We start from the raw sequence: 12,411 nt of genomic DNA on the forward strand, positions 1-12,411 counted from the left end.
GAAATAATTAAACTTTTATGAAAGTAGTGAGTAAGATGAATCAGGGAGTTACTGCAAAGGATGTTGCGAAGCTTGCCGGCGTTTCTCAATCTTCTGTCTCGCGTGTTTATTTTAAAGGGGCGACTGTGTCTCAAAAAACTCGTGAGAAGGTAATGGCTGCTGCTAAGGAATTAGGTTATAGACCGAATGAATTTGCCCGTAGTCTAATTACAAATAGAACGAAAATAATTGGCTTAGTTATGAAGGGGGTCCAGAATCCTTTTTATCCACAGGTATTAAAGCAATTTACAACTGCATTTAAAAAGTTGGGCTACAGCATTTTATTTGTGTATACAAATAACGATGAGATTCAACAGGAGGATATTGATATATTACTTAACTATAATGTTGCAGGTGTCATTATTACGGATGCCACGTTGTCTTTGCAAGCAAACGAGGATCTATTTAATAACAGAATTCCTTTGGCTTTGTTTAATAGAAAGATTGATGGTAATAAGTTTTATTCTGTATGCTGTAACAATTTAGAAGCGAGTAAACAAATTGCACATTACTTATTGGAGGCAGGTTGCTCTAATATGATTTATATTTCTGGCAATGAAAACACATCGACTAGTATAGAGAGAGAAAAAGGCTTTGTAACGGTATTAAAAGAAAATAAAGTGGAGTATAAAAAATATATTTCTGATTTTACTTATGAGGGTGGGTATAAAACAATCGAGAAAGTAGTTTCTCAGGGAAAAGTACCCGAAGCGATATTCGTGGCGAATGATATTATGGCTCTAGGAGTGATGGATTCTTTAAAAAAACATCATATATCAGTTCCAGATGACGTGAAGGTTGTGGGGTTCGACAATATTGAGATGTCCGCTTGGCCTTCTTATAGTTTAACTACTTGGGAGCAGCCGATAAATGAAATGGTAAACGTAACAGTTGACTATTTAACCGCCGAAATCAGCGAATACTCTGGTCAGACCCAAAATATAGAGATTGATGGAAGATTAATTGTTCGTAATTCAACATATAAATAGTTGACTAATTTATGTTTTTAGAATAATCTTACTTGTATATATTTTTGCATACGTATGCAAAGTGAATTGCGTTTTTATGAATGCGTTTTCAAACAAAGGGGAGGAATTACAAATGGTGAAAGTAATTAAGTCTGGAAAGTCACAAGAAGAAGTGAGCGCTAATGATTTAAAAGTATCTCAAATAGTTTCAGAGGCCTTGCATGACGTAGAAGCTAGGGGTGATCAAGCTGTTCGTGAGTTATCGGAAAAGTTTGATAAGTGGTCACCTGAATCATTCCGTTTATCAAGCAAGCAAATTGAAGAAATGGTAGCTCAAGTACCGTCAGAGGTAATTGAGGATATAAAATTTGCTCAAAAAAATATTCGGGAATTTGCAGAAGCACAGCTCGCATCTCTTCAGGATGTAGAAGTAGAAAATATTCCAGGAGTAATTTTAGGACATAAAAATATCCCAGTAAATAGCGTAGGCTGTTATATACCTGGTGGGCGGTATCCAATGGTTGCCTCAGCTCATATGAGCGTATTAACTGCAAAAGTTGCTGGGGTGAAAAGAGTAATTGCATGTACTCCTCCTATTAATGGAGAAATTCCTTATGCTACTATCGCTGCTATGTCGTTGGCAGGGGCAGATGAGATCTATTTGCTAGGAGGTATTCAGGCAATGGGTGCAATGGCAATTGGGACTGAGACTATTCAACCGGTAGATATGATAGTTGGACCTGGTAATGCATTTGTAGCTGAAGCAAAACGTCAGCTTTATGGTCGAGTTGGAATTGACTTATTTGCTGGTCCGACTGAAACCTTAGTTGTAGCGGACCATACAGCAGATGCTGAAATGGTTGCTACAGATATTCTTGGACAAGGTGAACATGGACCAACTTCTCCAGGTGCTTTAATAACTACTTCAGAGAAATTGGCTGAAGAAACGTTAGTTGAGATTGAGCGTCAGCTAAAAATTTTACCTACAGCCGATGTGGCTAGAGTCTCTTGGGAAGATTATGGACAAATTCTATTAGTAGATTCTATTGAAGAAGCTAGAATAGAAGCTGATCGTTTAGCGTTCGAGCATGTCGAAATTTTAACAGAAGACCCAGATTATTTTTTAGAAAATATGACGAACTATGGCTGTCTTTTCTTAGGACCAGAAACAAATGTAGCCTACGGGGATAAAGTAATTGGCACGAATCATACGTTGCCAACAAAGGGTGCTGCAAGGTATACGGGCGGCTTATGGGTAGGTAAATTTATTAAAACAGTAACTTATCAAAAGGTAACACCTGAGGCAAGTGCTTATATTGGGGAATATGCTGCACGTTTATGTCAGTTAGAGAACTTTGCTGGCCACGCCGAGCAGGCGCTATTAAGAGTAAGACGTTACGGAAATAAATAGTTCGTAGGGGTGAAGGGGGAAAAAGGATGTTAGGTTTCATAGGATTATTTGGTGGTCTAGCGTTATTGATTTATTTAACTATGAAGGGGATGAACCTTCTAATTGCGGCACCACTCACTGCTCTGTTAGTTGGGGTATTGAATGGACTTCCATTGTTTCCACAGCTTGTAGAGAAAGGTGCTGACAATTTCTTAACTAATTATATGGGAGGCTTTACTAGCTTCATAGCTTCCTGGTGGTTAATGTTCTTAGCAGGTGCCATTTTTGGTAAAGTCATGGAGGATAGTGGTGCAGCAGATAGCGTTTCCCAATGGATTGTTAGTAAAATTGGTATCAAGCGTGCAGCGCTTGCTGTAGTAATCGCATGTGCTGTTCTAACTTATGGGGGAGTAAGTTTATTTGTAGTAGCCTTCTCGGTATATCCAATGGCTTTGAGTTTATTTAAGCAAGCAGATTTACCAAGACGCTTTATACCGGCTGCTCTTGGCTTTGGTTCTACAACCTTCACGATGACATCGGCAGGATCACCAGAAATTCAAAACTGGATTCCTGTCCAATATTTAAAGACTTCCCCTTATGCAGGATGGGAAGTCAGCTTTATAGTAGCAGTCTTCATGATGGCTTTTGGTTATTGGTGGCTGAAGAAAATGATTAAGAAAGCAATGGATAATGGCGAAACGTTTGTAAGCAGGGAAACTGATGTAACCACGGTTGCTCGTAAAGAATTGCCCAATCCATTACTAAGCATGATTCCGTTAGGTGTAGTATTAATTATTTCATTTTTCTTACATAAGGAATTGGAAACCTCGGCATTAATCCTTGCATTGACGGGGGGGATTCTAGCAACCTATCTGATTAACAGAAAGTATTTTCAAAATTTCGGTGGTGCAGTTGCTGAAGGAGCAATGGGTGCTGTTATTGCCATTGCTAATACTGCCGCAGTTGTAGGCTTTGGTGGTGTAGTAAAGGTTACTCCCGCGTTCGAATCAGCAGTTGATGTAATGACTGGTATACCAGGTAGTCCACTAATTGGTGGAGCATTAGCCGTGGCTGTTATAGCTGGTTTAACGGGTTCGTCTTCAGGTGGACAGGCTATCGCCTTGCCACTATTAGCACCACATTATTTAGATTTAGGTGTAAATGCAGAAGCACTTCACAGAACGGTTGCGATTTCTTCTGGCTCTCTAGACTCTTTACCTCAAGGGGGCTATGTAGTTACGACTATTCGTTCAATCTGTGGGGAAACACATAAGGATGCTTATCCGGCCTTTGGAGCTTTAACAGTTGTTGTGCCGATTCTAGGTGTAATATTAGCTGTCATTCTTTTCTCTTTTGGCATAGGGATATAATTACAATACCCAACTAGCAGTGTTGCATTTGCTTGTTGGGTATTGGTTTTAAATACATATTAGGGGCGTGAAAAAATGGAAAATGTATCAATTCTAGGGTGTGGAACAATGGGACACTCCATTGCTTTATCCGCAGCATGGGCAGGGTTGCATGTAAAAGTATATGGAGTTAATGAGCAAGATCTGGAGATTGCTAAAAAAGGCCTTCAAAATAAAATAAAAGTAATGAAGGATAATGGTTTGTTTGATGAAAAGGAAGCAGCACGCATTATGGACCTCATTAAGTTATCTCTATCTCTAAAAGAGGTTGTAAAAGAGACAACCTTTATTATTGAAGTAATACCTGAAGTACTAGATCTTAAAAAAAATATGTATAAAAAATTAGAGGCCCTAGTGGGTAAGGATGTTATTATAGCAAGCAATACATCTGGCTTTATGCCAAGTTTATTGGCAGAGGGAATGGATCATCCTAATCGTTTTGTTGTTACACACTTTTGGAATCCCGGTCATCTAATTCCTTTGGTTGAAGTAGTAAAGGGTGAAAAGACAGATAACGGTACGGTTCAGCGAGCTATGCAAGTACTTCAGCATATGAAGAAGAAACCGGTTTTATTAAACAGAGAGATTCCAGGATTTATAGGGAATCGCTTACAGTACGCGTTATTTCGGGAAGCACAATCCCTACTTGATGCAGGGGTAGCAACTAAAGAGGACATCGATGCAGCGGTAACATATAGTATTGGGCGTCGTCTTCCGGTAACAGGCCCTTTAATGACTGCGGATATGGGAGGTCTTGATGTTTTTTCTGCTATCTCAAATTATCTTTTTGAGGACTTGAGCACCGATCAAAAATCCGGTAGAGTGCTTACACAGTTAGTGGAAGAGAATAAGCTTGGAGACAAAAGTGGAGAAGGCTTCTATACATGGGACGAGCAATTTTCACAGCTTAAAAATGTAGAACGTGAACAGATGTTAATTCATTTTCTTAAGGGAGACATGAATTTAGGAGGTAGCGATGAATAACTTCTTTTCTGAATTAGAGCATAAAACTGTAATTGTAACAGGGGGTAGCAAAGGAATAGGGAAAGATATAGCCCTTACATTTGCTAAGCTAAAAGCTAATGTGGTGATCTCCGGACGAGAAGGTATGGCATTAGAGGAAACGCTGAAGGACCTACAAGGCTATAACGATCGTTGCATCTCTGTTCAAGGTGATTTAAGTAAAATGGAGAACATAAATAATTTAATAGAGACGACAGTAAAAGAGTTTGGAACAATTGATGTACTTATCAATAATGCAGGAGTTAATATTGCAAAGCCTGCATTAGAAGTAACGGAGAATGACTGGGATACTGTCTTAGACTTAAATTTAAAGTCTGCGTTCTTTACAAGTCAGGCAGCGGCTAAATTTATGAGTAAACAAAGAAATGGTAAAATTATAAATATAGCCTCTCAAATGGCCTTTGTAGGCTATTACAATAGAGCAGCATATTGTTCTAGTAAAGGAGGTCTAGTTCAACTAACAAAGGCGTTGGCAGTTGAATGGGCTAAGCTTGGTATTAACGTTAACGCTGTGGCACCTACCTTTATAGAAACAGAGTTAACTGCTAAAATGTTTGAAGATGAAGATTTTAAAAGGGATGTCGAAAATAGAATTCTCTTAAAGGGACTTTCGCAGCCAAAGGATATTTCTGGAGCAGTGCTGTATTTAGCCTCTGATTTGGCGAATTTCGTGACAGGAGAAACTTTAAAGGTTGATGGTGGATGGACTGCAATTTAAGATTGGAGGAATTCAATTGAAGGGTAAAGTAGTATTTATAACTGGGGCTGCCAGAGGTATTGGCTATGATGTCGCTAAGGCATTTTTAGAGGCAGGAGCAAGCGTAGTTATTTCAGATTTGAATAAAGTAGCATTAGACGAGGCTGTCTCCACTCTAAATGGGCAAGTAAAGGGTCTTGTCTGTGATGTAACGAAAGAAGAGGACATTAAGAACGCCATTGAATCTACAGTAGATTCCTTTGGAAGAATAGATATATTGATAAATAATGCAGGTATGCAGCATGTTTCATTAATAGAAGAATTCCCGACAGAAAAGTTCGAGCTATTAATAAAAATAATGCTAACAGCTCCTTTTATAGCTATGAAATATGCATTACCACACATGAAAAAGCAGCGATTTGGCCGGATTATTAATATGGCTTCTATAAACGGCTTGATAGGATTTGCAGGAAAGGCCGCCTATAATTCAGCTAAGCATGGAGTGATCGGTTTAACTAAGGTAGCGGCATTAGAGGCTGCAGCTGATGGAATTACAGTTAATGCAATATGCCCAGGCTATGTGGATACATTGCTTGTACGCAACCAATTTGAAGATTTAGCTAGAACGAGAAATATTAATGTGGAGCAGGTACTGGAAGAAGTATTGTATCCCCTAGTTCCCCAAAGAAGATTATTAGACGTTCAAGAAATTACTGACTTAGCTTTGTATGTGGCAAGTGAATCTGCCAAAGGGATGACAGGCCAGGCAATTGTTTTAGATGGTGGCTATACAGCCCAATAATAAAAGGCCCTTAATTTTAGGGGCCTTTTTCTATATAATAACCTAAATTGTTTATGCTTTACTTGATTTTTCAACGAAGAAGGTAATAACTAAGAACATAAAGAATGCAAAAAGTAAAACAGTTCCCCCTACGATAAAGAAGACCATAACCAGTGTTTCATTTAGGTCAAAGGGATTTAGATTATACATCCACATGCCAACTGTTAATCCTAATGCACCTATCATGGCACTAATACTTTGTACAGTTACCATCCACTTATGTTTGACTGTAAATACTTGATAGAAAATTCCCCATGCAAAGACAGATAGCCATCCTACTAAAAGTACGTGAGCGTGTATTGGTCTTAGTGAGTAGTCCATCTGACCTGCCATATGCGAACCAATATAAGTTCCAATCAGTCCAAATAATGCTGCAAAACGAATTAATCTTATACTCCAAGTTTTTTCCATTATTATCTCTCCTCTCAAAGCCTCAGTTTAATGATTAAATATCTTTTCCACAAGTGGTAAATTTACTTTGACTTGAATATTTCAAATTTGATTAGAAAGAATATAAAAGTAAAAGGAAAGTTCATAGAGAGTTCATATACCTTCTGTAAACTAACTATTTGATAGAAATTTTGAAGGAGGAAAAGCGCTCATATGAAAAAACTATTACACCCAATTACTGACTGGGTCTCAACTAAACGAGGCATGTGGATTACCATTATTGCTTGGTTAGTCCTCATGATTGGATTAAGTGCTGGGCCACAACTTGGAGAGTATAAGGTAACTAATTTTCAATCTCTACCTGACGATGCAGCTTCTATAATTGCCAGTGAAAAGTTAGATGAATACTTCCCTAATGATCAAGGGACCCCTGGAATCCTAGTTTTTCATAACGAGGATGGAGAAGTAAATGTTGAAAGTGTAAAAAGTATTCTTGAAGGTATTCAACAAGCAAATATTGATGGGATTGACACCATCGTTGATATTGCTTCATTACCAGAACAAGCACTAGCATCTTTTATCTCTGAGAACGGTTCAACTATGATTGTACCTATGAATCTTGAGGCTGGCTTAGGAAATGATCAATATGCCGAGATTAATGATGAAGCTTCCAAGATAGGGAACGATATAGCTGAAAGTACAGGGGATACACAGTTTTATATTACGGGACCTGCAGGTATTGCAGGAGATACTGTAAAGCTATTTGAACAGGCAGATATCCAATTGTTACTTGCTACTATAGTTATAATTTTAATATTATTAATAGTTATTTATAGATCACCATTGCTGGCATTTATCCCATTGTTAGCAACTGTTATCGTTTATCAGGTAGCAAACCAAACGATTGCCCTTTTGGGAGCAGGTGGGTTAGAAATTAATAACTCTACTACTTCGATTATGAGTATTTTATTGTTTGCAGCTGTAATTGATTATTCGTTATTCGTATTCTCACGTTATCGCGAAGAATTGAATCATTATGAAAGTAAATATGAAGCAATGAAATATGCAATGCGTGCTACTGGTGAACCAGTATTCTTTGCTGGAGGAACAGTCCTAGCTGCTATGCTTGTTCTATTCTTTGCTGATTTCCGTGATTATCAAAACTTTGCACCAATTTTTGGGACAGCTGTATTTATTATTATGATTGCTTCCATTACATTAGTGCCTGCCTTATTTACTTTGTTTGGTCGCAAAGCATTTTGGCCAAAAGTACCAAAGTATGGAGCCCAAAAAGAAGTAAAGCATGGCATATGGGGGCCAGTTGCTAAATTTGTTGTTAACAAACCATTTTTAACAGGTGGTCTTGTCTTTGTCTTGATGGTTGTCACGGCTTTAAATATGTTTAATCTAAAATTTGAATTTGATACTGTTAAGTCATTCCCAGAAGACCTACCTTCTCGTGAGGGTTATGAAATAGTTGAATCTAACTTTGACAAAGGTGAGCTAGCTCCCACGTCTATTTTAGTAGAAAGTAATTCAAACCTTTCAGATGATCAAGTAGAAGACTTAAGAGTCTTACTTGAGGAGCAAGAGCATGTAGCTTCTGTGCGGTTAACTAATGCTAATGAAGAACAATCCTTAGTAAAATATAGTCTAGCCTTTGATATTAACCCTTATTCTACTGAAGCAATGGATCAATTGGGTGATATGCGTACTAGTGGTGAGGATATACTCAAGGCTGCACAAATTGATGGAGATATTCATTTTGCTGGTACTACTGCTAAGCTTGTAGACGAGCGGGAAACTAACACCAGTGATATCTATAAGATAGTATTATTGGAAACATTATTAATAGTAATCCTATTATTCGTAATGACTCGATCATGGAAAATGCCTCTATACATGATGGCAACTATTCTTCTTTCCTATCTGTCAGCATTAGGATTAGGGATTTTCCTTGTAGATGTGTTATTTGGTTATGAGGCAGTAAGCACACGAGTTCCAGTTTATGCCTTCATCTTCTTAGTTGCACTTGGGATCGACTACAATATAATTTTAGTCTCCAGGTTCATAGAAGAACGTAAAACTTACAAGGTGAAAGACGCTTTGGAAATTGCGATACGTAATACAGGTGGAGTAATTTCTTCCGCTGGTATCATCCTTGCGGCAACATTTGCGGCACTAACAACTATGCCAATAGCAGATTTATTCGTCTTTGGCTTCATCGTATCAATAGGGATTATTATAGACACATTCCTAGTTCGCGGAATGCTTCTACCAGCTCTAATACTCCTATTCGAAAAAGATAAGAAGTAGACGAGAAAAGCGTAGGCGCCTATCCCTGCCCCGACAGGCAAGCTGTAAGCTGTTATAATAACTTAAAACAATTAGAGGGTGTTTCGTAAGGTAACTTACAAAACACCCTCTTTTAAAACAGGCATTAAAGAAGGTGGCATAGATCCATGAATATCCTTGTAGTAGATGATGATGTAAATATACAGACATTAGTTATGATTCATTTAAAGAGGGCAGGTTATGAAGTAATGACAGCTAAAAATGGGGAAGAGGCCCTCTCTTTATTAAAGGATGATTGGGCAGATTTAGCTGTAGTAGATGTAATGATGCCGGGGATGGATGGCTTTGCTTTGACGAGAATTTTAAGTGAAGAATATGATATCCCGGTAATTTTATTGACTGCTAAAGGAGCATTAGAAGATAAGGAACAAGGCTTTTTAGCAGGCTCAGATGACTATTTAGTAAAGCCTTTTGAGCCAAAGGAATTACTTTATAGAATTGCAGTGATATTACGTAGACTGGACAAGACCTTTAAGCCAATTATGGTAATTGGTAACGTAACTATTAATCGCTCTACCCATGAGGTCACCGTAGGTAAACAGACCCTCTTACTGCCTTTAAAGGAGTTCGAGCTTTTAAGTGTATTATCCTCTAAGCCAGAACAAGTTTTCACAAGAACTAGTTTAATGGAAAAAGTGTGGGGCTACGATTATGAAGGAGACGACCAAACATTAAATACACATATTAAGCGTTTAAGACAACGATTAGAGAAAGCGAAGGCTCGGATAGAGATTCAGACAGTACGCGGTCTTGGTTATAAGCTGGATGTGATAGAACCATGAGATCCTTGTATAGACAATATACTTTAGCCACTTTGTTTATTATTGGTATTAGTATTCTAGCTGGTTTTCTAATTGTAAGTATCGTTTATAATATACAAATTAAAGAAAAGAATGATGAGAAAAACGTTGGAGTGGCTATAGAAATTACTTCCGTCTTAGAAAAAATGCATGGAGGGGGCTTCAATAACTACCTAGAATCCATAACTAAGTTGGGTTATCAGGCATATGTCATTAATGAAAATGAAGAAGAATATTCTTATGGTGAACCATTTCAAGATACTGAGCTACCAGAAGAAATTCGTTTGGAAGTATTAAATGGAAATATTTATCATGGGATGCGTGATTATCAAGGTAAGTTTTTTATCTTTAATCATTATGCAAATAGTGTTAGAAATACTGTTGGTATTCCCTTCGAGCATGAAGGTATAGTTTACGGTTTATTTATTCGTCCAAATAACCAGCTACTGTTCTCTGATATGCATCTATTGCTGTTAGGCTTCCTACTCGCACTTGCAGTAATAATTCTTACTTCTATGCTATTACTGGCTAAGCAACTTGTTAAACCAATTAAACAATTGAATGATGCAACCAAACATGTAATGGTGGAGAATTATCGAGTGGAATTAGATATTACCCGTAACGACGAGCTTGGACAGCTAGCTAGAAATTTCTCTAACATGGTTAAACAGCTTGAGCTTAACGATGAGGCAAGAAAGGCATTTATAAGTAATGTGTCCCATGACTTCCAATCGCCTCTTTTGAATATACAAGGGTACGCCGACCTTTTAAAATCAACCGACCTTAGTAAGGAAGAAAGAGAAGATTATATTCAGGTGATTGATCAGGAGGCAAAAAGATTGTCCAATCTCACCAAGCAACTTTTGTTGTTAACTTCTCTTGACCAATCTGCAAGACCAGTAAGGAAATCTGATTTTAGATTAGATGAACAGCTTAAAAAGGTCATTTACAAGTATAGATGGCGAATAGAAGAGCAGAATATGGATCTTTCTTATGAGATGGAACCCGTTATGTATTATGGAGATATAGATTTATTGGAAAACGTATGGGATAACGTGCTAACGAATGCTATTAAATATAATGTAGCAGAAGGTGAAATTTCCATTAAAGTGATAGACGGTAGTGACTATGTAAGGATTTCCTTCCAAGACAGCGGAATTGGTATGAAGGAAGAAGAAATAGATCAAATCTTTGAGAGATTCTACCGTATAGATTCATCTAGAACAAAGGAAGGCTCAGGTCTAGGTCTTGCAATTGTAAAAGAAATTGTTGAATTGCATAAAGGCAAAATAGAAGTGACAAGCAATATAAACGAGGGGACCTTATTTGTTATTTTGTTACCTAAACAAATAGCTTATTAAACCGGATTTAGACGTTCCATTTAACTATTTCATTGCTTATCGTGGGGAGAACTTAATTTAAGATGAAATTCGTGTTAAAATAAGCACTTAGCATATAAGAAGGAAGTGTTTTAAATGATAGGACGAAATGATCCTTGTCCATGTGGTAGTGGGAAAAAATATAAAAAATGCTGTGAGTCTAAACAGACTATTTCTATAGAGGAAGTTAAAACGGAAGAATTGGAGCGTGTCCTTCAGACCTTCTATGACGAGTATCCAGAAAGAAAGGATTATGCTGCATTTGGAGAGTTTGCTGCTGATTGGATTAAACCCTTAAAGAGTTTTATGGAGCAGGAAATGATAGAAGCAATAGCAATGGATGAATTCTTCTTTCACCAACGTTTAGATATTTGGACCGGTTATGTAGAAAAGCAACGAAAGAAAATAGCAAGACCGTCCACGTTAAATGTGTTGGATAGCTGGAGTGAGCCACGTGCTTTTGTTGGAGAGGTAACTGCTGTTGAGGCAGAGTATTTAACAGTCAAACATATATTGACGGACGAAATAATTTTGCTTAGAAGAGAAAACGACAAGCCAGTTCCGACTGGAATGCATATATATTGTTTCATCCTGCCCGATGGCCAAGAAAACAACCATTACTTAGCTGTTTCAAGTCTTGTGTTCTTCCCTACCGATCATAAGCTAGTATTTGAGGATTTTACGAAAGAATTTAAATCCCTCAATGATACGATAGCCAAAGAGTTTCTTAAGGAAAATGGCTTGAAGCTCTGGATTGCTCTTGGTAAAAACGGCTACCAGGGAGGAGAGTATACCTTCTTCGAAGCTGGAGTACTTCAACAGGCAATGGATTTTTTAGAAAAAAATAAGCGTGACTATACAAAATTGATCGAAGTGGTAGAAGATTATTTGTTTGAGCAGCAACCCAATGCTAGAAAAGAAGTGGCAATTGCTGCAGGGGCTATTAGATTTGGACAAGATAAAGGTTTCTTTGAGCCATTAGACTTAACGGTTAAAGAAATTGCCGAGACATTTGAAGTTTCAACATCTTCTTTAAACAAATACTATAATGAGTTATTAGCGTATTACGAAGAAAAAGTAGTATAAATATAAATAGGTAAAGGCTATCTAGAATCTACAT

The 12,411-nt window shown here is 37.6% G+C and carries 11 protein-coding genes; 10 read left to right on the forward strand and 1 reads right to left on the reverse strand.

Annotated elements, in window-relative coordinates:
- The first annotated feature begins 35 nt into the window (after positions 1-35).
- The 6 genes from NSQ95_RS02130 to NSQ95_RS02155 all read left to right on the forward strand — a co-directional run bounded on the left by NSQ95_RS02130 (position 36) and on the right by NSQ95_RS02155 (position 6,328).
- Positions 36-1,028 (forward strand): LacI family DNA-binding transcriptional regulator, encoded by a 993-nt coding sequence (locus tag NSQ95_RS02130; RefSeq protein ID WP_340886877.1) that lies wholly within the window; start codon positions 36-38, stop codon positions 1,026-1,028.
- Between the two features lie 112 nt (positions 1,029-1,140).
- On the forward strand, positions 1,141-2,418 hold the full coding sequence (gene hisD / locus NSQ95_RS02135) for a histidinol dehydrogenase (RefSeq protein WP_340886878.1): 1,278 nt from the start codon (positions 1,141-1,143) through the stop codon (positions 2,416-2,418).
- Between the two features lie 26 nt (positions 2,419-2,444).
- Positions 2,445-3,767, forward strand: a complete 1,323-nt coding sequence (locus NSQ95_RS02140) for an SLC13 family permease (protein ID WP_340886880.1) — start codon at positions 2,445-2,447, stop codon at positions 3,765-3,767.
- A gap of 75 nt (positions 3,768-3,842) precedes the next feature.
- Positions 3,843-4,790 (forward strand): 3-hydroxyacyl-CoA dehydrogenase NAD-binding domain-containing protein, encoded by a 948-nt coding sequence (locus tag NSQ95_RS02145; protein ID WP_340886882.1) that lies wholly within the window; start codon positions 3,843-3,845, stop codon positions 4,788-4,790.
- Complete coding sequence (locus NSQ95_RS02150; RefSeq protein WP_340886885.1) at positions 4,783-5,547, forward strand: 3-oxoacyl-ACP reductase family protein; 765 nt, start codon at positions 4,783-4,785, stop codon at positions 5,545-5,547. The genes NSQ95_RS02145 and NSQ95_RS02150 overlap by 8 nt, the downstream gene beginning before the upstream one ends.
- A complete protein-coding gene (locus NSQ95_RS02155; RefSeq protein WP_340886988.1) occupies positions 5,525-6,328 on the forward strand; it encodes a 3-hydroxybutyrate dehydrogenase in 804 nt (267 codons plus the stop codon). Before NSQ95_RS02150 ends, NSQ95_RS02155 begins: the two co-directional genes overlap by 23 nt.
- A gap of 51 nt (positions 6,329-6,379) precedes the next feature.
- On the opposite strand, the gene NSQ95_RS02160 is transcribed toward NSQ95_RS02155, so the two are convergent.
- A complete protein-coding gene (locus NSQ95_RS02160; protein ID WP_340886887.1) occupies positions 6,380-6,778 on the reverse strand; it encodes a hypothetical protein in 399 nt (132 codons plus the stop codon).
- A gap of 192 nt (positions 6,779-6,970) precedes the next feature.
- On the opposite strand from NSQ95_RS02160, the gene NSQ95_RS02165 reads away from it, so the two are divergent.
- The 4 genes from NSQ95_RS02165 to NSQ95_RS02180 all read left to right on the forward strand — a co-directional run bounded on the left by NSQ95_RS02165 (position 6,971) and on the right by NSQ95_RS02180 (position 12,377).
- A complete protein-coding gene (locus NSQ95_RS02165; protein WP_340886889.1) occupies positions 6,971-9,073 on the forward strand; it encodes an MMPL family transporter in 2,103 nt (700 codons plus the stop codon).
- Between the two features lie 146 nt (positions 9,074-9,219).
- Entirely contained in the window at positions 9,220-9,894 is a 675-nt protein-coding gene (locus NSQ95_RS02170) for a response regulator transcription factor (protein ID WP_340886892.1), read from the forward strand.
- Entirely contained in the window at positions 9,891-11,273 is a 1,383-nt protein-coding gene (locus NSQ95_RS02175; RefSeq protein ID WP_340886895.1) for a HAMP domain-containing sensor histidine kinase, read from the forward strand. The genes NSQ95_RS02170 and NSQ95_RS02175 overlap by 4 nt, the downstream gene beginning before the upstream one ends.
- A 114-nt stretch (positions 11,274-11,387) precedes the next feature.
- The gene (locus tag NSQ95_RS02180; protein ID WP_340886898.1) at positions 11,388-12,377 is read left to right on the forward strand and encodes an SEC-C metal-binding domain-containing protein; all 990 of its coding nucleotides are present in this window, start codon (positions 11,388-11,390) and stop codon (positions 12,375-12,377) included.
- The last annotated feature ends 34 nt before the right edge of the window (positions 12,378-12,411 follow it).

It is taken from the genome of Psychrobacillus sp. FSL W7-1457 (genome assembly GCF_038593405.1).
Classification (GTDB): Bacteria; Bacillota; Bacilli; order Bacillales_A; family Planococcaceae; genus Psychrobacillus.